Origin of the sequence: Paraburkholderia sp. EB58, from assembly GCF_050436665.1 — a bacterium.
Taxonomy (GTDB): domain Bacteria; phylum Pseudomonadota; class Gammaproteobacteria; order Burkholderiales; family Burkholderiaceae; genus Paraburkholderia.
The window spans coordinates 131,395-155,317 of record NZ_JBNDMQ010000001.1 but is presented as its reverse complement, the minus strand read 5'-3'; the positions used below and the strand labels follow the sequence as shown (position 1 = coordinate 155,317).

The following is a 23,923-nucleotide window of genomic DNA, read 5'->3' as shown; positions in this document are numbered from 1 at the left end:
AACATGAAGCGATCCTATAAAGTCGTTGACGTCTTTACTTTCCGGCCGCTTCTGGGCAATCCAGTGGCCGTGGTAATGGATGCGGAGGACCTCAGCGCCGACGCGATGCAGGCTGTGGCGAGATGGACCAACCTTTCGGAAACGACGTTTGTCCTTCCGCCCACGACAGCCGACGCCGACTACCGCTTGAGGATTTTCACGCCGCGTAGCGAGCTTCCTTTCGCCGGACATCCGACGCTTGGCAGTGCGCACGCCATCCTGGAAGCCGGGCGCGTCGCGCCTCGCCAAAGCGGTCGATTGATTCAGCAATGCGGCATCGGGCTCGTCGAATTGACAATTGGGGCGGGAGGCGCAGACCGCGAGCTCACCTTCCGGCTACCGCCTGCGAAGCTGGAGCCCCTGCACACGGCGGACGTGGCAGAGCTGGAGCGCATCCTCGGATGCAAAGTAGACCTGAAGACTGCGCCAGCTATCGTGAACGTTGGCCCCGTCTGGATCGTGGCGCAACTGAACGATGCGGCTTCCGTACTGGATCTTCGGCCGGATCTCGCGAGACTGGCTGAGCTCGAACGCCGCCTTGGCGTCACGGGCCTGACCGTATTCGGCGCTCGCGAGCATGGTGACGACGCGTCAATAGAAGTGCGTACCTTTGCGCCGTCCTGTGGCGTCGACGAGGATCCTGTCTGCGGAAGCGGCAACGGCAGCGTGGCCGCCTTCCAGTGGCAGCGCGGCCTGTTGCCGCCCGGCCGAACCGAGTACGTGGCGGCTCAGGGACGCTGCGTCGGTCGAGATGGACGAGTCAAGATAAGTGTGGATGCGAACGGAACCGTAAGCGTCGGCGGTTCTTGCGTCACATCCGTGGAAGGCTCGCTTACGCTCTAGACGGGACCGGGCGCGAGATGCGCTAAGGGTGCTTGCGCGCTGGATTCTGCCATTTTCCGCATTCGAAAGAAAAGACGACCACAGGCGTTTCGAAATGAATGACGCATTCACAATTGACGCATCTCCCGACCGCGAAGGATGGCGCGCGCGTCTGCCGGAACCTGTCCCGTCACGAACGGGCCCGCGTGCTCGAGACCTGCGCATCGCTCGTGGAGTGTGACAAGGACGCGTTTGCCGATCTCATCGTCGCGGAAGCAGGCAAGACGATCCGGCAGGCCAGCAAGGAAGTGCTGCGCTGCGTGAACACGCTCAAGCTATCCGCCGATGAGGCGCGGCGAAACGTAGGTGAGGTCGTGCCGTTCGACGCGTATGGAGGATCGGAAAACCGGCAGGGATGGTTCACTCGGGAACCTCTCGGCATTATCGTTGCCATCACTCCGTACAACGATCCACTAAACCTGGTCGCGCATAAGCTCGGGCCGGCGATTGCTGGCGGCAATGCCGTGGTTCTAAAACCATCCGAACTCACGCCACTTTCGGCGATCAAGCTCGTCGGATATCTGGTGGCGGCCGGAATGCCACCAAACGTCGTGTCGGTCGCGACGGGTGGCGCAGCGCTCGGCGAAGCACTCGTCTCGTCCCGGGACGTCAGAATGGTTTCCTTTACGGGTGGATTCGCAACCGGAGAGAGAATAGCCAGGTCCGCAGGCCTCAAAAAGCTCGCGATGGATCTGGGAGGCAACGCACCGGTCATCGTTCTGAGTGACTGCAACCTCGAGGACGCCGTTGCATCGTGCGTGTCCGGAGCGTACTGGGCAGCGGGCCAGAACTGTATTGGCACGCAACGGATCCTGATCCAGTCGTCCATCTATAGCGAGTTCAGGAAGCGCTTTGTTGCCCGCACTCGAGCGCTCAAGTCAGGCAATCCCGCGTTGCCTGACACGGACGTTGGACCGATGATCACAGCTCAGTCAGCTATCCGAACGAAACGCGTGGTGGATGCCGCGATCAGTCAGGGAGCCAAGCTGCTGTGCGGGAATACGCAAGACGGTTCGCTTTACGCTCCGACGGTACTCGAGGACGTCAGCTTCGAATGTGACCTCTGGAAGCAGGAGATATTCAGCCCGGTTGTCGTTCTGCAACGGATCGAGACACTGGATGAGGCGCTTTCCCTTGCCAACAGCCCTGAGTACAGCCTGCATGCCGGTATCTTCACAAACGATCTGCATGCCGCGCTCAAGGCGGTCGACGAGTTGGAAGCGAGCGGGGTCATGATCAACGATTCATCGGACTACAGATTCGATGCGATGCCGTTCGGGGGATTCAAGTACGGAAGCCTGGGCCGCGAAGGTGTCCGGTTTGCGTACGAGGAAATGACTCAACCGAAAGTCGTGTGCATCAGGAAGACGACATATGGCAACCAGGAGCATGCAGCAACGGCCCGATAAGGACCAGCCAGTATGCCATCTCAAGCGAGGAATCCGCACCTCAATTCGGACTTGCGCAACGCTCCCGGCATGACGATAAGCACTCTTAATATATAAGTGGTTTCCCGAGGATTGACGACTTCCCGATCAAAACTGCTTGCGGCACGTCTTTTAATTGTGCAAGCTTGTCTATACAAATTCAAGTCGTCCAGAGATCTGTCATGAAATCACGTGCTGCGGTTGCATTCGGGGCAGGAAAACCCCTGGGAATCGCGATTCGCACCGTGATCAACTACTAGGACACGACTGTGCGCCGTCTTCGGTGCAGCTTCATTGCGCCGATTTTCATTCAGAAACATTGGAGGAAAACAGAATGAGTACCTTGAAAATACACCCGTCAGTGGACGGCGGTGTCAAGAAGGGCACGCCGGGTTTCACCGGCGGCACGCTCCACTGCCAATGCCAGAGCGACAAAGTCGAAGTCCGGGTAGAAAGTAACGTCGCACACAACCACATTTGTGGCTGTACGAAGTGCTGGAAACCGGCTGGCGCAGCTTTCGCAATGATAGGCGTGGCCCCGCGCGACAAGGTCGCAGTCACCGCTCATGCCGAGAAACTCCAGGTCGTCGACGAGAAAGCGGCAATCCAGCGTCATGCCTGCAAGGCGTGCGGAGCGCACATGTATGGCCGGATAGAAAACCGTGACCATCCGTTCTACGGTCTTGACTTCATTCACGTCGAACTCTCCGACGATGGCGGCTGGGAAGAGCCGCGTTTTGCGGCTTTCGTCTCGTCGGTAATCGAAGCTGGCGGTGCGAGACCGGAACAGATGGACGATGTGCGTGCGCGGCTCACTGAGCTCGGGCTCCCACCGTACGACGCGCTCAACCCGCCGTTGATGGACGCGATGTCCACGCATATCGCCAAACGCAATGGTGTGCTGAAGTAGCAAAAACTGGCGTTTTCGCAAGGGCGAGAGAACTGGAGGTCAAGCGCGTGGACCACACGCGCCCTCAAACCCGTTTATTGGCTCGCTGCCTGGCCTGCGTTTGCCTTCTTCTCTGCGTTCTGCAGATTCTGCGGGTAATTCGAATCGTTCTCGGACGGCTGATATCCGTTGCTCTCCAATTTCTTCAGTTCGGCGGTGTTCTTCGCCCGCGCCGCCTTGCGGGCTGCTTTTCGCTGTGCCTTTTGCTGTGCCTTTTGCTGTGCTTTTTGCTCTGCCTTTGTGCTGGGCGCGGAGGCAGACGTGGTGTCGGTTGCGGACACGCCGCTAGACTGGGCAAGTGCGGGAACGACGGAGCTCAGCATCAACGTGCCCGATGCGAGCAAAGCCAACAGTTTCCTTGTTTGCAGTAACGTCATATTTTTCTCCGTTTGAGTATCGAGATGCAGGTCACGGGCACAACCCACGTGTGATCCGTAAGGGCATGTGCTTCAACGTGCGTGTCGATAAGTACGTTCGTCCCAACGACAGCATGAAATGGAAACCGCAAATGATGACGGCGAGATCAAGTCTCACATAACGGCGGGGCGATCGCAATCCATCAAAACGCCTGGCAGCCGCGAGTACGACAGCGTGTATGACCAACGCAGCCGCCGGGTAAATAGTTAGGTGAGCTATTCGGTTGCGGCATCGAGTACAGGAGCCGGCGGTGAGAAGAAGGCCCCGCGAGCGGTTACATCGCAGTTTCGCAGGGTGGCTAACTGTGAGCCGGGTTTTGCAGGCTATTCAGCGGGCGTGTGCTGAGCCCGAGTCGTCCGCGCAATTCAGGCAACGGGCCGCAAACACCTCATCGTGAGAGGGCATCGTCTTGAGCTGACCGCCGTCACCGCCACGGAGGCGCAGGCCTTACAGTTCCGCAAGGAGGCGATGGACGTCTTGTGCTTGTGGGAAACGACGTACCTCCTGTCTTGCGACGCCCTGCCAGGGCGCTCCTCCACCAATCAAAATCCACGTGTGATCCTTGAAACCTCGCGGGTTCGCCCGAGAGATGCGGGCCGAAGTCCGCGTTCAACGCGGCCTCACTCCGAAAATCGAAATTCATCTTTGCAAGCAATGCGCTTAATTGTTAGCGACTGCTTCCCTAAACTGGTATCAGTTGCTATGGAGACATACGAATGGATCGTTTGCATCGAAATTCCAGTCTAATTAAGGAGGAACGGGTCATGAACAAGGCAACCAGCACACTAATCGCGGCCGTCGCTGCACTTACGCTGTCAGGCGGCGCTTATGCACAGAACAACACGTTGGCGACCCCGAGCACCGTGTCGCCGGCCGCCAATGCAACGAGCGGCTACGGCACGCCTGGCGCCACCAACTCGGACAGCGGCATGGGCTCCGGGTCGCCGAACTCGGGCATGTCGAATAGCACGACCAATAGCTCGACGTCCCTCACCAACGTTCCCGGGAGTCACAACACGCTGGCGACTCCGTCGACAGCGTCACCGGCTGGCCAATAACAGCATTCGCCACCTATCGTAAGGAAGACCGCTGCCCTCACAGGCAGCGGTCTTTTTTTTCTGCTGATTGCGACCCTGCGAATTTGGGCGGTTGATGCTGATCGTATAAGGCATTGACGGCCACGAACAGACGCTTGACTGGCGCGCTAATTTCGGGAGTTCAGCAAGATAAAATTCGAAATCGAGTTTGAACGTTAGAACTGCTCGGGGTTGCGACACCCTCCCGAAGGAGCGCCAGTGCATGTCCAAAGTTGAAAACAGACTCTATGCCGATCCTCGGCTAGTGGACCTCTACGATCTATTAAATGCCGGAGATTGGGACTACGCCTTCTACGAAAAACAAATCGGTAGCCAGAGTCGGCGGGTGCTGGACTTGGGATGCGGTACTGGAACCTTTGCGCTTCGGTTGGCTGCTGCGGGTCATAGAGTCCTTGCGGTCGATCCCTCCCCGATGATGATCAAACACGCTCGGCAACGTCCGGGTGCCAGCAGGGTGCAATGGATCGTAGGTGACGTCAGCAGCGTACCGACCTCTCCTCCATTTGATGTGGTGACGATGACCGGGCATGCGTTTCAGTGTTTGTTGACGGACGATGAGGTGATAGCAACCCTGCGGACGTCGCGCGAGCTTCTTACAGCCGGAGGAAAATTCATGTTCGAGACCCGCAACCCAAGCGTTCAGTCATGGCGAGCTTGGACGCCAGCGATTTCGGCGCGCTCGGTTCAATCGAACGAGCATGGACCTGTCGATGTTTTTCACGAATGCACAGCAGTGGCGGACCAGTTCGTGGAGTTTGAGACGCATTACATGTTTCACCGGGACAACACTCGTCAGAACAGTAAGAGCCGATTGCGTTTCATGTCCCGCGAAGACCTGGCGGATGACATAAGAACAGCCGGATTCCGCGATGTCGAATGGTTTGGCGATTGGAACGGTGGCCCGTTCCTGAAAGCAACAAGCACCGAAATCATCGCGATATGCGGGACGTGAGCAGATAAGAACACGCGGCACGACGCTTGCTGAATTCATGGTCAAGCAGGCGGCGGTCGTCTGCGTCTGTATTCCAGTTCAATCAAGGAGGGACGGATCATGAACAAGGCAACCAGTACATTAATCGCGGCCTTCGCCGCACTCACGCTGTCGGGCGGCGCTTATGCACAGGCGGCCGGAGGCTCAAACGGCGGCGGTACGTCGGGCAGCACGGCTAGCCCGTCGAATCAGATGAACGGCGCAACGAGCGGCTACGGCACGCCAGGTACCCCCAATTCGGAGAGCGGCATGGCCGGGTCGCCGAACTCGGGTCTGCCGAATAGCAATAGCTCGACGCCCGGCACCAGCGCACCCAAGACCAACAACACGCTGGCGACCCCGAGCACAGTGTCGCCGGCTGGCCAATAACAGCTACCTCACGAAATCGGCAAATCTGAAGGTCGATTTCTTCATCCAAAGGCTGCTGCCCTCACGGGCAGCGGCCTTTTGTCTCTTCCTACGCGCGCATTAGATTCGGACCTGACGGCAGTCAGCACACCTTCCTATAGGACCTGGCTATGGGAAACACCCGTTCCGGCATCCTTCACGTGCAATTTTGACATTCCGATAGTCGTGTCCATGAAGCAGATCAGTTCGGGGCATACCGCCCCACGATCAGAAGAGATGGATAGAACGATGTCGAAACAGGCGCGTTATTGCGTAATTGGAGCGGGTGCCGCGGGCCTGGCAGCGCTGATGACAACGTCACCGGCGGGGAGGAGTACTTAGGGTTGTGACGAGGCGATGTGGCCCGCCGCCAGGGCCTGGCGTTGCTTGCTCGCCTTCGACGCAAGCGCACGTCCGGTCGACATACGCCCCTGAATTGTTGACAATGGCTATCCCGAGTGAGCGTAGGAAAGGAGACCTCATGCCAAGCCTTGAGCGAGTGCGACCGGATATGCTGATCGATTCTGTCTGGCGCATAGCACTTCGCGTTGGGTTCCGGCTCGCTCGCGCCTGGTGGCACCTTCGACGGCCTAACCATGAGGGCGCGCTAGTAGCAATCTACGTCGGACAGGCGCTGTTGCTTGTGAAGTCATCGTACCGGACCGAGTGGAATTTTCCCGGCGGTAGTGTCCACCCAGGTGAGACGCCTGACGCAGCGGCGCAGCGCGAAATGGAGGAAGAGATTGGTCTCTCTTCGTACCCGTTACTCCCCGCGGGCAGCGCCTGCGGCATTTGGGACGGGCGAAGAGACCGGGTGTATTTCTTCGAACTGCACCTCGATTGCATGCCCGAGTTGCGGCTTGATAATCGTGAGATTATCGCCGCGCATCTGGCATCGCCGGAGGAGTTGCAGAGCATCGCGCTGACAGGGGCGGTCGCTGCGTATCTCCGCAAAGCCAGTAGCGACCGATAGCGACACGGAGCAACGCTCTCCTTCGATCCTATGTGACCGCCAGAAAATCATTTTGAGCTAATTCTTCGGTTCTACGATATGCACGAGTGATGGCTGACTAGCGGATTTTCGATTGCATGCCATCGTGTTACCGGATACCGACCGCGAGCATGACTTCACGCCCGCGCGTGGTCGATACCTGTTCGAAGTGGACGGGAAGCGCATGGTCGTGAGCGCAGGAGAAACCGTGGTTGCTCATGTGGGCAGCACGCACCGGTTTACCAACATCGCCGACCAGATGTCGCGAATGCTGGTTCTGATCACGCCGGGATTCGATGCGGCGGCTTTTTTCACCGAACTTCGTGGTGTCATGGCGAACGGTGAGCCCGAACCCGATAAATTACGGGACCTCGGTAAGAAATGGGATATCGAGTTTCTCGGCCCCCCCGTTGACGGCGTAACGGCCCGGCCGCGTAGAAAGGTCGGCGCTGCATAGCGAAAGTCGGCGGGCCGAGTCTGCCAGGGGGCGAATCACGGCACCAAGTTGGCTCGAGAGCGCGACCGGATAAACCGCCGCGCTTCGTCTCCATGTTTTTGCTATTCAGCTGCGATAACGCCTGCGTCCTCGCAGGTGTAGCCCAGTGCTTCGGCGACCTCGGGACAGGTCACCTTGCCGAACGCGACATTCAGGCCACGGCGGAGATGTTCGTCATCTGTAAGCGCTTTGCGCCAGCCCTGGTCGGCGATTTGCAGGACAAAGGGAAGCGTCGCGTTATTCAACGCATAAGTGGACGTACGCGGCACACCGCCGGGCATGTTTGCGACACAGTAGTGTACGACTTCGCCAACTTTGTACGTGGGGTCCGCGTGAGTCGTAGGCTTCGCCGTTTCGCAGCACCCACCCTGGTCGATCGCGACATCGACGATGACGGAGCCCGGGCTCATCGCATCCACCATCTTGCGCGTGACGAGTTTGGGCGCAGCGGCGCCGGGCACGAGCACGCCGCCGATCACGAGGTCGGCATCGAGCACGTATCGTTCGATATTGTCCTGATTCGAATACACGGTGATCACGCGCGCACCCAGCAGCCTGTCCATGCGTCGCAGCGCGTCGACATTGCGGTCGATTACGACCACCTGCGCACCGGTGCCGACAGCCATCTGCGCGGCATTGGTGCCGACCACGCCGGCGCCGAGGATCGCGATCTTCGCGGAGGGCACGCCCGCCACGCCGCCAAGCAGGATACCCTTGCCACCGTGCGCGCGTTCCAGGCTGAAAGCGCCCGCCTGAATCGACATGCGGCCCGCAACCTCGGACATGGGCGCGAGCAAAGGCAGTCCACCGCCGCGTTGCGTGACGGTCTCGTAGGCGATGCAGACCGCGTTGCTTCGGACGAGATCGGCGCACTGCTCTGGGTCCGGCGCGAGGTGCAGATAGGTGAATAGAATCTGTCCTCGGCGCAGCAGCGCACGCTCGGGCGCCTGGGGCTCTTTCACCTTGACGATCATGTCGGCAGCGGCAAACACCGCTTCAGCGCTGGATGCAACCTGCGCGCCCGCGGCCCGGTACGCCTCGTCCGTTGCGCCGATGCCAGCGCCAGCGCCTGTCTCGACGTCCACGCTGTGTCCATGCGCGACGATCTCGCGCACGGATGACGGCGTGAGACCGACACGGTACTCGTGGTTCTTGATCTCCTTCGGAACGCCTATGTGCATATTGCCTCCTGTATGGGACTGCCGGTCTGCCGCGAAATGATCCGATTCGTCAGACGCTCAGCACAGGTCGTAACGGGTAGCGTCGGAACGGGATGCGTTTGGAAATCGAGCGTGGCGTAGATGCCATGTCCTGCTATGAGTAGTGATTTCCAAAATACTATCGACGGTACAGCAGCGGTTGTTAACGTAATTATGGTGAATTTTGGTTGAAACACCTGAATAAGGTGATGTGTGAATCTGGCGCCTGGCTCCAGCGAATAAACATTCGCATCCGAAAGTCATATACTGGCTTGGCCTGCCTGCTGTTTATCGCGCAGCTGTGGTATGCGTTCGCATAACTAACTTCACCTCAATTGCCTGTTTGGACGAAGCCATGCTGACAATCGACGACATCCGGGCGATTCCACTATTTTCAACACTCCCTGACGACGAACTGGAACATCTCGCGCACACGTGCGCAGACCTGCATCTGTGCGCGGGCGAGTTCGCAGTCCATGAAGGTGGGGAGCGCGCACTGTACGCCGTTGTGTCCGGCAAGATGGAAGTCATCAAGACGTTCGACGGTGTCGAGCGCACGCTGGGCTGGCGTCTGCCCGGAACCATCTTTGGCGAAGTGCCGCTCGCGCTGAGTTCGCCGTTTCCTGGTGCCTATCGGGCCGCGGAGCCGTCGCGTGTCATGCGCGTGGACGCGCAGCGCTACTACGTACTTGCTGCGGCGTCGCCGGAAATTGCGTTCAGGATGGGCGCCCTTGCGCGCGAGCGCATTGGTGGACTGCAGGGCCTCTCCGCCGAGCCGCCCAAGGCCCGCGTGACCATGATTGGAAGTCGCTGGGACACCGCTTGTACCGCGTTGCGCCAGTTCCTCGCCCGCAACCAGATCAGCTGCGACTGGATGACACCGGATGCGCCCGAAGTGACGGCGCGCTGGCCTGGAACCTGTCCGCCAGAGCAAGATTGCCCGGCATTGCGGCTGGTCGACGGGACGGTGCTGAGCCGACCTGCGACACGAGAGCTTGCGGAGTTGCTGGGTCTGCAGACACAGCCTCGCCTCACCGAATACGACACGATGATCATTGGTGGCGGGCCGGCCGGTCTCGCTGCGGCAGTGTACGGTGCGTCGGAAGGCTTGCGTACTGTGGTGCTGGAGCGCGAAGCGCCAGGCGGGCAGGCCGGGACGTCCTCGCGTATTGAGAATTACCTCGGGTTCCCCAACGGCGTGTCGGGCGACGAACTGGCGAGCCGTGCACTGCAACAGGCAAGGCGGCTCGGTGCGGAGATTCTGGTGACACGGTCTGTCGCTCGAATCGATGTCGCCGGCCGTAGCGTTCACCTCGACGGAGGTGGCGTCATCCGGGCGCGAACGATCATTCTCGCAACTGGCGTCACGTGGCGCCGCCTCGCGATTGACGGCTTCGACCGGTTTATCGGTAAAGGCATTTACTACGGCGCGTCACGTAGCGAAGCGAACGCTACTCACGGCCTCGACGTCTATCTGATCGGTGGTGGAAACTCGGCCGGCCAGGCAGCGTTGTACTTTGCCAATCATGCGCGCATGGTTACGCTTGTCCTGCGAGGCGATTCGCTGGAGAAGAGCATGTCTCGCTATCTCGTCGAGCAGCTTCGTGGGAAGTCAAACATAGAAGTGCAACTGCGATCGGAAGTAGTCGGTGCGCACGGCGATACCCATCTGACAGCGATCGACGTACGCGATGGGGCGAGCGCAGAGGTGCGTCGACACGACTGTGGTGCATTGTTCGTGTTCATTGGCGCCGATGCAGAGACGGAGTGGTTGCCGGAGGAAATCGCACGCGATGTGCGCGGATATGTTCTCACCGGCGACGACGTCGTCAAGGCGGGACGCTGGTCCCATAGCCGGGATCCCTACCTCCTCGAATCGAGTGTTCCTGGCGTGTTTGCCTGTGGGGATGTGAGATTGAGCCCAGTGAAGCGCGTCGCTTCAGCGGTCGGCGAAGGCAGCATGGCGATCGCGTTCGCCCACAAATATTTGCAGCACGACGCCAGTTAGCATTGGCTGCGACAGAGCCGTCGCGGGTCCACTGAGCCTGTTCCCTGGACCATGTCGAATTGTGCCCCAGTCGTTCGTCGTAGCTATGCGAAGAAGCCAAAATCGACATTGGCATCCTCGTTCTACGAACCATCGAAAGACTAAGGAGGACTTATGGCTAGCGCAACGCCAACCAAAAGAAAGCTCGTGTTGAAGATGTCCGTCTCCATGGACGGCTTTGTCTGCGGACCGAACGGCGAGCTTGACTGGATATTCCGGACACGGGGCGCCGATTCTACGGAGTGGGTTCTCAATACGCTTCACGAAGCCGGCGTGCACATAATGGGGAGCCGTACCTATTACGACATGGCGGCGTTCTGGCCGTATTCGGACTCCCCGCTTGCCCCGGCGATGAACGACATCCCCAAGGTCATCTTTTCGAGGAGCGGTATCAAGGACGGGACACAGGTGGATCGGACGCCTGGCGTGACGCCCACAGCGGCGGTCCTGCAGTCCTGGGCCGAACCCGCGGTGGCACGCGGCGATCTCGCGGAGGAAGTTCTTCGACTGAAGGAACAGCCGGGCAATATCATCCTTGCGCAGGGAGGTGCCCGGTTCGCCCAAAGCCTCGTCGCCTCGGGCCTCATTGACGAATATCGAATGGTCATTCATCCGGTTGTACTGGGCCAAGGCCAACCGCTGTTCTCCGGACTGCGCAGCCCAGTTGATCTGCGCCTGATCGACGCGACCCCCTTCAGTTCTGGCGTCGTGGCGGCCGTCTACCAGCCGGTATGAAGCGTCGCATGATGTTGATGGTCATGACTTCAGCATCCTTTGATCAGGAGACCGCGCCGGAACCGTATTTGCCCACCAGTAGCGCGCCGCTGGCGAACCGGTCGAGTGCATAGGGTGCGAGAGAAACGTCTGTCGGCTGACCGAGCGCATGCTGGGCGAGTATCTTGCCGATACCGGGCGAGAGCTTGAAGCCGTGCCCGGAGAAGCCGAAGCCGACCACAAGTCCCTCGATATCGGCGACCTTGCCCAACACCGGATTCCAGTCGGGCGTCACGTCGTAGACGCCGGTCCACGACGAAGCGAGCCCCGCAGCTTCATAAGCGGGGAAGCGTTCGGCGACCTGGGCGCCGACTTCGGCGACATAATCGAGCGAGATGTCCCCCTGTTCCGTCTCCGGCGAACTCAGCGTTTCGCCGACTACGCCCTCGGACACGAGCATCTGGCTGCCGCCATAGCTGCGGTAGTAGAGCATGCCGGTTGAGCCCAGGTCCTTGAACGCAGGCATCTTGAACGAGTAGGCGGCGCCCTCGCATTCAAGTGCGAGCACCGTGTGACGCTCCGGCTTCACCGGTAATGGCACGTTGATCCAGCCGGCGAGTTCAGGTGTCCAGATGTTCTGCGTGCTGATGAGGGAGCCGCAACCAAAGCGGCCGGCGCTCGTCTCGATACCTATGATCCGGAGTCCCTCGCGGATGAGGCCCGTCACCGCGACGCCTTCCATGATCTTGACCCCGCGGCGGTGCGCCGAACGGGCAAAGCCGGTGGCGACCAGATAGGCATCGGCAAAGCCCGCTTCCGGTTCGAAGCCGATCAGCGCGGCGTCGTCAAAACTCGCGATCGGCAGGCGCTCGCGTGCCTCATCCTTGTCGAGTAGCTGCACTTCGATGCTCATGTCCCGCTGCGCGGCGAGTGAGGCGCGCAGCGGCTCAAGCTTGTCGCCCTCTGGCGAGCAGATCAGATAGCCACATTTGACGAGGCCGCAGGACGCTTCGTCGTCACCGACGTATTCGGCGAAGTTATTGAACGCCCACCACGACGAACGCGCAAGTTCCACATTCTGTCGTACCGAATAATGCGTGCGCAGCAGGCCGGACGACTGGGAGGTGGTGCCCGCGCCGATCGTGCCCCGCTCGATGACCAGCACGCTCTGCGCGCCTTGTGCAGCGAGATGATGGGCGACCGACGCGCCGATGACGCCAGCGCCGATCACAATGAAGTCGTAGTGGGTCATGTAGACCTCTGAGTGGGCGATAAGGCGAATTCTAGGAAAACGGCGGGCGCGCTAATTTTGTATTAGGCAAACTTATGGGGAGCCAATGCAATTTCTCATCCTGACCACCGGCCCTGCGAACATTGGCACCATGCTTTGGTGCCGCACAGGATGACCGGCAAGTCACCGACGCGAGCGGAGCAAGCCATGAGACGAACCCCGACCCCGATCGATCTGCGCGCGCTGCAGGCTTTCGTCGCCGTGTGCGACAGCGGATCGATGTCGGGCGCTGCGAAGCAGCTCGGCGTGAGCCAAAGCGCGATCAGCCAGTCGATTGCCGCGCTGGAGCGCGATCAGGGCTTGACGCTGTTCGACCGCGAGAGCCGCCCGCCGCGGCCAAACGTGGCGGGGCGCGCGCTGCTCGAACTGGCGGACCCGTTGATCGAGCATGCGAAGATGGTCGCCGCCCGCATCGGCGATGCGTCGCATACGGGCAAGATGCCGGTGCGGCTGGGCTGTGTCGATTCGTTCGCGGCGACCGTCGGCCCAGAGTTGATCCGAGCAGTGTCGAATTCGGAGCGGCAGATTTCAATGTGGTCAGGCCTGACGCCGGGTCTGAGCAAGCAACTGCACGATCGAGAACTGGATATCGCGATCTGCACGCAGACCACGCTGACCGATGCAAGAATCGTCGAAGTGCCGCTATTTTCCGAAGCGTTTGTCGTGGTAGTTGCGCGCAGCCATCTGAGCGGCCACCGCTCTTTCGACTGGCGCACGCTCGCCCAGGAAATGCCGCTGATCCGCTACACGGCGCGCTCGGTGATCGGCCAGCAGATCGAGCGTTTCGCGCGGCACCTGGGTATCAACAGTCCGCGTCGTTACGAATTCGACGCCACCGATCCGCTGCTGAGTCTGGTGGCGGCGCGCGTGGGTTTCGCGATTTCGACGCCCTTGTGCTTGTGGCAGGCGCGTCACTACCTTGACGATATCGCGGTGATGCCGTTACCGCCGAGCCGCCTCGGGCGGCGCGATTTCTTTCTGCTGCACCGGCAGGGCGAATGGGATCAGTTCGCCGGCGACATTGTCACGCTGACGCGCGGCGTACTCGACAACGCAATCCGGCCGTCGCTGGCGCGTGTGCTGCCCGATCTGCCGGACGACGCGTTGGGCTAAGGCTAGGGAAAGCCCCGCTTTGTATAAGCATTGCTTTTGACGCAGCTTAACCACGCACCTCGTTCTTGTGCAAGGTCGCACCAGCCGCAACAAAGATGTGCACCGCAGTCGAGCCAGCCAGCGCTTCGGTCTGATTGTTCAGCAAGCCTCACTGCGCTCAAGGCGTTTATTCACGGGAATTTTTGATTCACCCAGATAAACATGGCACAAACGTTGCATTGGTTTGCGCGCCGGCCGTGACCGGACGCAGCGCGAGATCAGTCAGCGCTCGATTGCGGGTACACAAAGATCGACAGGAATTGAATGGGCGTCTTGATCAGACGTTCAGGACCGTGGGGTATTTCACCCTGAAAGGTGAGGGTGTCACCGGGATGCAGGATGTAGGTTTGCTGTCCGTGGCGGTATTCGATCACGCCCTTGAGCATATGGATGAATTCGGTGCCCGGATGCTGGAACACGGGAAAGCGCTCGGCCTCGTCCTCCATTGTGATCAGGAAGGGTTCGAAGAGCTTGCGCGGACCCTGGTCGTAAGCGAGCAGGTGATAGGTGTGACCGCTTTTGGTGCCTTTGCGGACCACCTCCATGCCGGCTCCCTTTTTGACGAGCTGTGCGCCGCCTTGCGGCACGTCGAAATTGCGGAACAACGTGGAGAGCGAAACACCGAGCGCCTGGGCGATGCGGTTGAGCACGTCGAGGCCGGCGGAGGTCTGTGCGTTCTCGATCTTCGAGAGCATGCCGCGGCTGATGCCGGCCTGCTCGGAGACCTGGGCGATCGTCAGGCCGTGGCGCTGGCGTAGCTCGCGAATGGTGATGCCGAGGTAGCGTTCGAGCGGCGTGTTGTTGTCTTCACCGGTTTGCATGTAGGCCTCAGGAAAAGTGGAAGCGTAGCAGATCGTAGTACCTGGATCACGTGCAAGGAGTTTCTCAAAGGGAATCTTAGTTTATCGCCAATAAAGTTCCCGTCCGATCCAAGACGGGTTTGAAGCGTGCGGCAACCGCCGTTCGAAAGCGTGTTGCATAGCCTGGTCACACGCGTTGCGTGTGGCTTTTCCAACCCACCAACACTGTTGTTGCAAGGAGCGGCGATGAACCTGAACGATGCGACCAAGCTGCCGGTCAACGAACTCGGATGCGTGCCCCGGTCCGGCTCGGCGGAAGAGGCGCAAGCTTATCTGACGCAGCAGGGCGTGAAGTACGTGCTGGCGCAGTTTGTCGATATTCACGGCGTGGCCAAGGCGAAATCGGTGCCGGTCAGTCATCTGAAGAGCGTGTTGACAGCGGGCGCCGGCTTCGCGGGGTTTGCGATCTGGGGTGTCGGCATTGAGCCGAACGGTCCCGACTACATGGCCGTCGGCGATCTGGCGACGCTCACGCCGGTGCCGTGGCAGCCGGGTCTGGCACGGATCGTCTGCGACGGTCACGTGGGTGGTCAGGCGTGGCAATACGATTCGCGTGTGACGCTGAAGAAGGCGGTTGCGAAAATGACCGAGCGCAACTGGACCCTCTTCACCGGTCTTGAGCCGGAGTTTTCGCTGCTGCGTCGTTCGGCGTCCGGCACGCTGGAGCCGTGCGACCCGAGCGATACGCTCGCCAAGCCATGCTATGACTACAAGGGTCTCTCGCGTACGCGTGTCTTCCTGGAAAAGCTCACCGAATCGATGCGCGCAGTAGGCATCGACGTCTATCAGATCGATCACGAAGACGCCAACGGGCAGTTCGAAATCAACTACACGTACACCGATTGCCTGACCTCGTGCGATCACTACGTGTTCTTCAAGATGGCGGCCTCGGAGATCGCCAATGAACTCGGCATGATCTGCTCGTTTATGCCGAAGCCGTTCGCGAACCGCCCGGGCAATGGCATGCATATGCATATGTCGATCGGCGACGGCGAGCGCAACCTGTTCGCCGATCCGGCGGACAAGCTCGGCATGGGGCTTTCGTCGCTCGGCTACCAGTTCACGGCTGGTTTGCTCGCCCACGCACCGGCGCTGACCGCGCTGTGCAATCCGACGGTGAACTCGTACAAGCGTCTCGTGGTTGGCCGCTCGTTGACGGGCGCAACGTGGGCGCCGGCCTATATCAGCTACGGAGACAACAACCGCTCGACCATGGTGCGCATGCCTGGCGAGCGTATTGAACTGCGGCTGCCCGATGGCTCATGCAATCCTTATCTCGCGACCGCGGCGGTGATTGCGGCGGGACTCGACGGCGTCGATCGTGACATGTCGGCGGGCGAGCCGGCCAACGAAAACCTCTACGAGTGGTCGCCCGCGCGGCTCTCGGAACACGGCATCGGCGTGCTGCCGCAAAACCTCGAACAGGCGCTCGACGCACTGGAGTCCGACCGCGTGATCTGTGACGCGCTCGGCCCGGTCGCCGACGAATTCCTCAAGCTCAAAAGGATGGAGTGGCTCGAATACATGCGCCACGTGTCCGACTGGGAACTTAAGACCTACCTCGAATTTTTCTAAGGAGTACCACAATGTGCGGAATTGTAGGCTTGCTGGTGAAGACGCCTGCACTGCGCGAGCGGCTGGGCGTTCTGATGGTGCCGATGCTGATCGGCATGACCGAGCGCGGACCGGACTCGGCGGGCCTCGCGGTGTTCGGCAAGCCGGTCGATGCGAGCCAGCGCAAGCTGAGCCTCTATGCGGGCTTTACGAAAGAGGGCTCGGACTTCGCGTGGCAGCCGCTGGTGGAAGCGCTGAATGCGGCGATGGACGTCACCGCGCGAGTCGACTCGAAAGGCAATCACGCAGTGTTGACGGTGCAAGGCGATGTCGAAGGCGTGAAGACGTGGCTGCGCGAACACTATCCGAAGCTGTATCTGCTCTCGAGCGGCCGCTCGATCGACCTCTACAAGGATATCGGCTCACCATCGCAAGTAGCAGGGCGTTATGACTTTGCGAACCTGAGGGGCACGCATCTGGTGGGCCACACGCGCATGGCGACCGAATCCGCCGTGACGCCCGACCGCGCCCATCCATTCACAGCCGGCGACGACTTCTGTCTGGTTCACAACGGTTCGCTGTCGAACGCGCATGGTGTGCGCCGCAAGCTCGAACCGCAAGGCATTCACTTCGATACCGACAACGACACCGAAGCCGCCTGCCGCTTTCTCGAATGGCGGCTGCGCGAAGGCGACACGCTGCCGGTCGCACTGCAGAAGGGCTTCGAAGAACTCGATGGCTTCTACACGTTCCTGATGGGCACCTCAAGCGAACTCGCGCTGATTCGCGATCCGTTCGCATGCAAGCCAGCGGTGGTCGCGGAAAACGACGACTACGTCGCGATCGCTTCCGAGTTCCGTTCGCTCGCGCATCTGCCCGATATCAAGAACGCCAGGGTCTTCGAACCTGCACCCGAGGAGATGTATGTATGGAAAGCCTGACTTTCGATCTGGAGCGCACGACGGTCCGTGAGTTGAACCAGTTCTTGCACAAACCGGCAAGCGAACTGGAAGGCCAGGCGGTGACGGTCGTCGCGCCGAACGGTGCGCATAACCTCGCTGTTGGTGTGGATGCGCCGGTGCGAGTGACGATCGCCGGTCACGCCGGCTATTACGCGGGCGGCATGAACAAACACGCGACGATCGAGATCGACGGTAGCGCGGGTACCGGCGTCGCGGAAAACATGATGAGCGGCAAGGTGCATGTGAAGGGTTTCGCCTCGAACGGTGCAGGCGCTTCGGCGCATGGTGGCCTGCTGGTGATCGACGGCGATGCAGGCCTGCGCTGCGGCATTTCGCTGAAGGGCGGCGACATCGTGGTGGGGGGATCGGTGGGCAGCTTTTCTGCGTTCATGGCTCAGGCCGGGCGCATGGTGATCTGCGGCGATGCGGGCGACGCGCTAGGCGACTCGCTTTACGAAGCGGTGCTGTACGTGCGCGGCGAAGTGAAATCGCTCGGCGCGGACGCGCAATACGAGCCGATGACGCAGGCCGATCTCGACGCCGTACGCGCACTGCTCGCCGCCGCTGGCATGGACCATGACCCCGCGTCGTTCAAACGGATCGCTTCTGCTCGCACGCTCTACCACTGGAACGCCGACGCGAACCAGGAATATTGAACACACGCTCTCGAAGAAGGTCCCCATGGAAGCCAAACCCGTTCACTTCGCCCGCTTGCAGCAGGAAGAGTCGCAAGGCTATGACCGCAAGACGATCGACTATATCCATGCCGCCGCGCAGCGCGGCCTCTATGAAATTCGCGGTCTGGGCGCGAAACGCCGCGTGCCGCATTTCGACGATCTGCTGTTTCTCGGTGCCTCCCTTTCGCGCTATCCGCTCGAAGGGTATCGCGAGAAATGCTCGACGCAGACGGTGCTCGGCACGCGCTTTGCCAAAAAACCGGTGGTGCTCGACATTCCGATCACGATCGCCGGCATGAGCTTCGGCGCGCTGTCCGCGAACGTGAAAGAAGCACTCGGCCAGGCCGCCACGGCCATGGGCACCTCGACCACCACCGGCGACGGCGGCATGACGCAGGAGGAACGCCGCTCGTCGAAGACACTGGTCTATCAGTGCCTGCCGTCGCGTTATGGCTTCAACCCGGACGACGTGCGCCGTGCCGACGCGATTGAAATCGTGATCGGTCAGGGCGCGAAACCGGGCGGCGGCGGCATGCTGCTCGGGCAAAAGGTGAATCCGCGCGTCGCTTCCATGCGCACGTTGCCGGCCGGCGTCGATCAGCGTTCGGCGAGCCGTCATCCGGACTGGACCGGCCCGGACGATCTGACGATCAAGATTCAGGAACTGCGCGAAATCACCGATTGGGAAAAGCCGATCTACGTGAAGGTCGGTGCAACCCGCACGTTCAACGACGTCAAGCTCGCGGTGCATGCGGGCGCGGACGTGGTCGTGATCGACGGGATGCAGGGCGGCACGGCGGCGACGCAGACCTGCTTCATCGAGAACGTCGGCATTCCCACGCTGGCCGCGGTTCGTCAGGCAGTGGACGCGCTCGAAGATCTGAATATGAAAGGCCAGGTACAACTGATCGTATCGGGCGGCATCCGCACCGGTGCTGACGTGGCGAAGGCACTCGCGCTCGGCGCGGACGCGGTGGCGATCGGGCAGGGCATGCTGATGGCGCTCGGCTGCAACAGCGACACGTACTTTCAGAACGGCGCGCTGCATTCGGCAGCGGCGGATTACGCGGCGTTGAACACGTCGCCGGGTTTCTGCCATCACTGCCACACGGGCAAGTGCCCGGTCGGCGTGACCACGCAGGATGCGGTGCTTGAACAGCGTGTCCAGCCGGAGGAAGGGTCGCGCCGGGTGCGCAACTACCTGAAGACGCTAAACATGGAACTGACGACGATCGTGCGTGCGTGCGGCAAGCAGAACGTGCATCACCTGGAGCCTGAGGATCTCGTCGCTCTGACCGTGGAAGCCGCGGCGATGGCGCGCATTCCGCTCGCGGGTACATCGTGGATTCCGGGATGGACCAAATGAATTAAGTTGTTTCGATTTTTTTGACTGTGGAAAAGTTGAGCGCATTCAACCTTGATTCACCCATCTATCAGGAGCCCTACATGAGCACTCCGCAAAGCACTACGCAAGCAGCGCCGGTATCATCCAGCGGTCTACGTGCTGGTACTTTGGGTTTTCCCGAGGTCATTGGCCAATCCATCGCGAACCTTTCTCCGACCTTCACGCCGTCGATCAACGTGACCGCAATCGCGGCGCTGGCCGGCGCGGGGACATGGTTGATTTATGGTCTTTCGACGCTGGGGCTGCTGTTGGTGAGCATGAGCATCATCGCGCTCTCGAGCCGGATCGCGTCGGCGGGTTCGTTCTTTATCTATATCTCGCGCGCGCTTGGGCCGATGGCCGGTGGCATTGCCGGCTGGGGCCTGATTGCGGCTTACGTGGGTACTGCGATGGGGGTTGGTGCCGCAGGCGTGGTGTTCGTGCAGAATGCTTTTTCGGCCTGGAACATCGCCATTCCGTCGTGGGCGATCTACACAATCTTTATTGGCCTCGCCTGGTTTTTCTCGGCACGTGACGTGAAGCTCTCCTCGCGCCTTTCGCTGGCGATCGAAGCTGCTTCGGTGGTGATTGTGGGCGGTGTGCTGATTTATGTACTCGCACTGCACCCGGACCATATCATCGACCATACGCAACTGGGGCTGCAGGGCGTAAGCGGTAAGGGCATGGCACAGGGCATGGTGCTCGGTATCTTCTCGTACGTGGGCTTCGAGAGTGCGGCCTCGCTCGGCCAGGAAACCCGGAACCCACTGCGCGTCATTCCGCGTGCGGTGGTGTGGTGCGTGATTCTGTCGGGCCTCTTCTTCATGTTTGTGGCCTATTCGATGACGATCGCCTACCACGACGACGCGGCCAAGCTCGGCGGCGATTCGGCCGTGCTCAGCACGTTGCTCACGAGTGTCGGCGCTTCACCGCTCGGCCCGGTGTTTTATCTGATCGCCTCGGTCAGCGCGTTCTCGTGCGTGCTTGCGTGCATCAACTCGGCGAGCCGTCTGCTGTATTCGATGGGCCGCTATCAGTTCGTGCACCGCTCGATGGGCATGGTGCACCGCACGCACCAGACACCGTACCTGGCCGTTGCGTTTTCCTCGATCGTGACCTTCGTGGTGTGCATTGCGATGCTCGGCACGGGGCCGCTCAACACCTTCGGTTATACGAGTACGTTTGCGACCTTTGGCTTCCTGGTCGTATATTTCCTGGTCGCAATCGCGGCGCCGGTTTATCTGAAGAAGCAGGGCGAGCTCAAATCGATCAACGTGCTGTGGGGCGTTCTCGGCGCACTGGCGATGGTCGGCGCGGTGATCGGCAGCGTGTATCCGGTGCCCGATTATCCGTATAACATCCTCCCGTATCTTTTCGTTGCGTATATGCTGGTTGGCGCAATCTGGCTGATGATGCTCAAGAAGCGCTCGCCGCAGGTGCTCGAGAAGATCGAGCACGATCTGGAAACAAGCGACGTGATGACCCATGGCAAAAAGTAAATGAATGAACCCTTCCCCCTGGATAGTTTGCCCGCACCGAACTCGAACCCGGACGCGATGCCAGACGATCCAGAGGGAGGGCCCGCTAGCCGCCGCGGAATGGGCGGCCAGGAAATCGACCTGCAGTTGCGGCCGGAGCGGGGCGAGTGCGCCGCGATTGAGATCGGTTGTTTCTCTTGCCCTGCCCGCGGACGCGGGCAGCATCACATCAACGAGGACTACGTCGGTGTGATGCTCGGCGATCTCGCCGCGCGCGTTGCGCGTGGCAGCGTGATCGCTCTGGCCGATGGCGTGAGCGGCAGCAAGGGCGGGCGGGTGGCGGCCGAACTCTCGGTGCGGACCTTTATCGATGCCTACTACGGGCTCCCCGACACTTTGCAGCCCGGCGTGGCCGCTGCGCGCGCGCTTGAGGCCGTACACGGCTGGCTGCATCAGATCGGCCGCGTCGATCCCGAACTGAAGCAGATGGCTGCGTCCTTTGCGGCGCTGATCGTGCGTCGCGCTACCGCGTATCTGGTGGCGGCCGGCGATGTACGCCTCTATCTGCTGCGTGATGGCCAATTGACCCAGCTTGGCGACGATGACGTGGTGCCGGTCGCCTTCGGTTCTTATGTGGTGCATGCGGTCGGCATGCTACCAACGCTGGTGACGCGCGTCGAAACCCTTGAGCTGCGCGAAGGCGACCGACTGCTGATGTGCTCCGACGGGCTCTATCGCCGCGTGCCGATGCGCGAGTTGCAGACGGTGCTGGCGGCGCGCAGCGGTGCGCTCGACACGGCACGACGGCTTGGCGCACTGGCGGTGACGCGAGGCTCGCATGACGACGTGACGAGCGCGGTGCTGGATGTGGGGGCGCTGCCTTTGCTCGATGTCGGTTACCTTGAGCGGGTGCTGGGCGCCTTGCCGATTCCGGCCGTGCCCGACGCCGGCGAGGTGGTCGATGGATATCTGCTCACGAGCGTGTTGAGCGATGGCTTCTATTCGAGGATTTTCGCCGGCTACGATCTGGCCGATCCGAACACGCCGCTGGCGCTCAAGTTTCCCAAGCCGCGTGTCGGGCAGGACGAGAACGTGCGCCAGTCGATCGTGCGCGAGCGCTGGCTGGCAGGCAAGATCGACGACGATGGCGTGCTCGCGCCGCTGCCGGTCGATGCCGACCGGCAAACCCGGCTCTATGTGGTGATGCCGCTCGGCGCAGGCATCACGCTCGAAAAACTGCTGGAGGCGCCTCAACCCATGGCGCTGACGCGTGCGCTTGGGATCGCACAGCAGCTGGGCCGTTCAATCGCCGCGCTAAATCGCCGCAATATCTTCCATCGGGATATCAAACCCGAGAACGTGCTGGTGATGCGGGATGATAGCACGCGCCTGCTCGATCTCGGTTTCGGTTATATGCCGGGCATGCAGTTGCCGGGCCCCGACACCGCTCCTGGCTCGCCCGCTTATATGGCGCCTGAGTTGATGAAGGGCGCGCAGGGCGATGCGCGCTCCGAGGTGTTCGCGTATGGCGTGACGCTGTACCGGCTGTTCAGTGGCGGCAAGCTGCCCTACGGCTTTAACGGCCGCGTGCCGCTTTATCAGTACCGGCTCGACGCGCCGCAATGGCTCGACCTGGTGCTCGAGAAAGCGCTACAGCCCGATCCGGCGCGCAGGTATCAGGACGTGCTCGAAGTCTGCGCTGATCTCGAACGTTTTTCGAGCGGTCGGGACGCGCTGGCGCCAATTCGGCGCAAGCCCCTGCTCGAGAGCGATCCGGTGTTGTTCTGGCAGGTGATCGTGGTGGTGTTGCTGGCGCTGCTGTTGTGGTCCTTGATGCGGCATTGAGCGGGGCGGATCGCGCGGCAGTGCAGAGGTGTGGCGTTCGGCATGACCCGCGCGCCTCGGCAAACTGAGCCCCGTGGGTACAAAGGCAAGATGAACGATAATATGGCATTCCAGAACCCGCGAGCCCCGACCTGTCAGGCGCACGGGAATGCCAATATCCATTTCTCCTTTCGCCGCCCATGTCAGACCTCAGAATTGACCGCAACGCCAAGACGCTACGGGAACTCACTCTGGACAAGCTCCGCGGCGCAATCGTGCAGGGGTACTTCCGGCCTGGCGCGCGGCTCGTCGAACGCACGCTGTGCGACGAACTCGGGGTAAGCCGTACAGTCGTGCGTGAAGTGCTGCGACATCTTGAGACGGAAGGGCTCGTCGAGATCGTCGCGCGGCAAGGCCCGATCGTCGCGCGGCTCGATCCCGAACAGGTCGGCGAAATCTATGAATTGCGTGGTCTGCTTGAGGCCAATGCCGCGCGCGCGTGCGCCGAGCAGTCAACACCCGAACTCGTCGGGCAGTTGCGCGAGATCCGCGCGGTCATCGAAGAGGCGTTCGAGAAACAGGACCTGCCGCGTGTGCTCGAATATACGGAGCGCTTTTACGAAGCGATGTTCGAGGGCGCCCAAAAGCATGTCTCTCTGGCCGTCGTCAAAACGCTGAATGCCCGCATCAACCGGCTGCGCGCGCTGACCATTGCCATGCCGGGGCGTGGCGGCGATTCCAATCGCGAGATGAACACGTTGCTCGACGCAATCGAACGACGTGACGGCGATGCGGCGTCGGTGGCATCGGCCGCACACATCAAGCGCACCTCCGAACTGGCGCTCGGCGCGCTCGCGCAGCAAAGCGAGACCAACGGCAACGCCTAAGCTGCATTCCTCCTGTTCCCATGAAGGCCGCCGGTATCCCGGCGGCTTTTTTTTTGCCTGCTTGCCAGGCTCTTCGCTCTCCTCTGACAAATTCCGCCGTCAGGTGCTGCGCCGCACAAATGACGCACTAATGGCACCGCGCACGCTGAAATCGTGCCTGAGTCGGTCTGCGCCATATCATGGTATTCCATAATATATATCACCTTGTTGCGGACCAT

Annotated in this window: 22 protein-coding genes; 18 read left to right on the top strand and 4 right to left on the bottom strand. The window is 60.8% G+C overall.

The features are described 5' to 3' along the window. Positions 1-3 precede the first annotated feature (3 nt). The 3 genes from P3T40_RS00720 (at position 4) to gfa (ending at position 3,258) form a co-directional block, all read left to right on the top strand. Positions 4-882, top strand: a complete 879-nt coding sequence (locus P3T40_RS00720; RefSeq protein ID WP_429265764.1) for a PhzF family phenazine biosynthesis protein — start codon at positions 4-6, stop codon at positions 880-882. A 98-nt stretch (positions 883-980) separates the two neighbouring features. Next, entirely contained in the window at positions 981-2,330 is a 1,350-nt protein-coding gene (locus tag P3T40_RS00715; protein ID WP_429265763.1) for an aldehyde dehydrogenase family protein, read from the top strand. Positions 2,331-2,682: 352 nt separating this feature from the next. Beyond that, positions 2,683-3,258, top strand: coding sequence for an S-(hydroxymethyl)glutathione synthase (gene gfa, locus P3T40_RS00710; RefSeq protein ID WP_429265762.1), 576 nt, complete (start codon positions 2,683-2,685; stop codon positions 3,256-3,258). A 74-nt stretch (positions 3,259-3,332) separates the two neighbouring features. On the opposite strand, the gene P3T40_RS00705 is transcribed toward gfa, so the two are convergent. Continuing rightward, positions 3,333-3,674 carry a DUF4148 domain-containing protein gene (locus P3T40_RS00705; RefSeq protein ID WP_429265761.1) on the bottom strand — a complete coding sequence of 114 codons (342 nt, stop codon included), beginning with the start codon at positions 3,672-3,674 and terminating at the stop codon, positions 3,333-3,335. An 804-nt stretch (positions 3,675-4,478) separates the two neighbouring features. Between P3T40_RS00705 and P3T40_RS00700 the strand changes: the two genes are divergently transcribed. The 5 genes from P3T40_RS00700 (at position 4,479) to P3T40_RS00680 (ending at position 7,637) form a co-directional block, all read left to right on the top strand. Next, positions 4,479-4,772, top strand: a complete 294-nt coding sequence (locus P3T40_RS00700) for a hypothetical protein (protein ID WP_429265760.1) — start codon at positions 4,479-4,481, stop codon at positions 4,770-4,772. Between the two features lie 241 nt (positions 4,773-5,013). After that, positions 5,014-5,763, top strand: a complete 750-nt coding sequence (locus P3T40_RS00695; protein WP_429265759.1) for a class I SAM-dependent methyltransferase — start codon at positions 5,014-5,016, stop codon at positions 5,761-5,763. 99 nt (positions 5,764-5,862) lie between these two features. Further along, positions 5,863-6,171 carry a hypothetical protein gene (locus P3T40_RS00690; RefSeq protein ID WP_429265758.1) on the top strand — a complete coding sequence of 103 codons (309 nt, stop codon included), beginning with the start codon at positions 5,863-5,865 and terminating at the stop codon, positions 6,169-6,171. A gap of 499 nt (positions 6,172-6,670) precedes the next feature. Next, a complete protein-coding gene (locus tag P3T40_RS00685) occupies positions 6,671-7,162 on the top strand; it encodes an NUDIX domain-containing protein (RefSeq protein WP_429265757.1) in 492 nt (163 codons plus the stop codon). 112 nt (positions 7,163-7,274) lie between these two features. Continuing rightward, positions 7,275-7,637: a cupin domain-containing protein gene (locus P3T40_RS00680; RefSeq protein ID WP_429265756.1), complete on the top strand. Its 363-nt coding sequence runs from the start codon at positions 7,275-7,277 to the stop codon at positions 7,635-7,637. Between the two features lie 101 nt (positions 7,638-7,738). On the opposite strand, the gene ald is transcribed toward P3T40_RS00680, so the two are convergent. Then, positions 7,739-8,857, bottom strand: coding sequence for an alanine dehydrogenase (ald, locus tag P3T40_RS00675; protein WP_429265755.1), 1,119 nt, complete (start codon positions 8,855-8,857; stop codon positions 7,739-7,741). A 373-nt stretch (positions 8,858-9,230) separates the two neighbouring features. Here ald and P3T40_RS00670 point away from each other — a divergent pair, with 373 nt between their 5' ends. Both P3T40_RS00670 and P3T40_RS00665 read left to right on the top strand, forming a co-directional pair. Continuing rightward, positions 9,231-10,883: an FAD-dependent oxidoreductase gene (locus P3T40_RS00670; protein ID WP_429265754.1), complete on the top strand. Its 1,653-nt coding sequence runs from the start codon at positions 9,231-9,233 to the stop codon at positions 10,881-10,883. Between the two features lie 153 nt (positions 10,884-11,036). Further along, positions 11,037-11,657, top strand: coding sequence for a dihydrofolate reductase family protein (locus tag P3T40_RS00665; RefSeq protein ID WP_429265753.1), 621 nt, complete (start codon positions 11,037-11,039; stop codon positions 11,655-11,657). A gap of 43 nt (positions 11,658-11,700) precedes the next feature. On the opposite strand, the gene P3T40_RS00660 is transcribed toward P3T40_RS00665, so the two are convergent. After that, entirely contained in the window at positions 11,701-12,888 is a 1,188-nt protein-coding gene (locus P3T40_RS00660; RefSeq protein WP_429265752.1) for an NAD(P)/FAD-dependent oxidoreductase, read from the bottom strand. Positions 12,889-13,074: 186 nt separating this feature from the next. On the opposite strand from P3T40_RS00660, the gene P3T40_RS00655 reads away from it, so the two are divergent. Continuing rightward, positions 13,075-14,040 carry a LysR family transcriptional regulator gene (locus P3T40_RS00655; protein WP_429265751.1) on the top strand — a complete coding sequence of 322 codons (966 nt, stop codon included), beginning with the start codon at positions 13,075-13,077 and terminating at the stop codon, positions 14,038-14,040. A 257-nt stretch (positions 14,041-14,297) separates the two neighbouring features. Here the strand turns inward: P3T40_RS00655 and P3T40_RS00650 are convergent, their stop codons facing one another. Continuing rightward, entirely contained in the window at positions 14,298-14,900 is a 603-nt protein-coding gene (locus tag P3T40_RS00650) for a helix-turn-helix domain-containing protein (RefSeq protein ID WP_429265750.1), read from the bottom strand. Between the two features lie 225 nt (positions 14,901-15,125). Here P3T40_RS00650 and glnT point away from each other — a divergent pair, with 225 nt between their 5' ends. The 7 genes from glnT (at position 15,126) to P3T40_RS00615 (ending at position 23,705) form a co-directional block, all read left to right on the top strand. After that, positions 15,126-16,514 (top strand): type III glutamate--ammonia ligase, encoded by a 1,389-nt coding sequence (glnT, locus tag P3T40_RS00645; protein WP_429265749.1) that lies wholly within the window; start codon positions 15,126-15,128, stop codon positions 16,512-16,514. A gap of 11 nt (positions 16,515-16,525) precedes the next feature. Beyond that, positions 16,526-17,434: a class II glutamine amidotransferase gene (locus P3T40_RS00640; RefSeq protein ID WP_429265748.1), complete on the top strand. Its 909-nt coding sequence runs from the start codon at positions 16,526-16,528 to the stop codon at positions 17,432-17,434. Continuing rightward, positions 17,422-18,111, top strand: coding sequence for a protein glxC (locus P3T40_RS00635; protein WP_074268611.1), 690 nt, complete (start codon positions 17,422-17,424; stop codon positions 18,109-18,111). Before P3T40_RS00640 ends, P3T40_RS00635 begins: the two co-directional genes overlap by 13 nt. A gap of 25 nt (positions 18,112-18,136) precedes the next feature. After that, positions 18,137-19,498, top strand: a complete 1,362-nt coding sequence (locus tag P3T40_RS00630) for an FMN-binding glutamate synthase family protein (RefSeq protein ID WP_429265747.1) — start codon at positions 18,137-18,139, stop codon at positions 19,496-19,498. A gap of 80 nt (positions 19,499-19,578) precedes the next feature. Continuing rightward, positions 19,579-21,015 (top strand): APC family permease, encoded by a 1,437-nt coding sequence (locus P3T40_RS00625; protein ID WP_429265746.1) that lies wholly within the window; start codon positions 19,579-19,581, stop codon positions 21,013-21,015. Beyond that, entirely contained in the window at positions 21,016-22,839 is a 1,824-nt protein-coding gene (locus P3T40_RS00620) for a bifunctional protein-serine/threonine kinase/phosphatase (protein ID WP_429265745.1), read from the top strand. A gap of 179 nt (positions 22,840-23,018) precedes the next feature. Continuing rightward, the gene (locus P3T40_RS00615; protein WP_429265744.1) at positions 23,019-23,705 is read left to right on the top strand and encodes a GntR family transcriptional regulator; all 687 of its coding nucleotides are present in this window, start codon (positions 23,019-23,021) and stop codon (positions 23,703-23,705) included. The last annotated feature ends 218 nt before the right edge of the window (positions 23,706-23,923 follow it).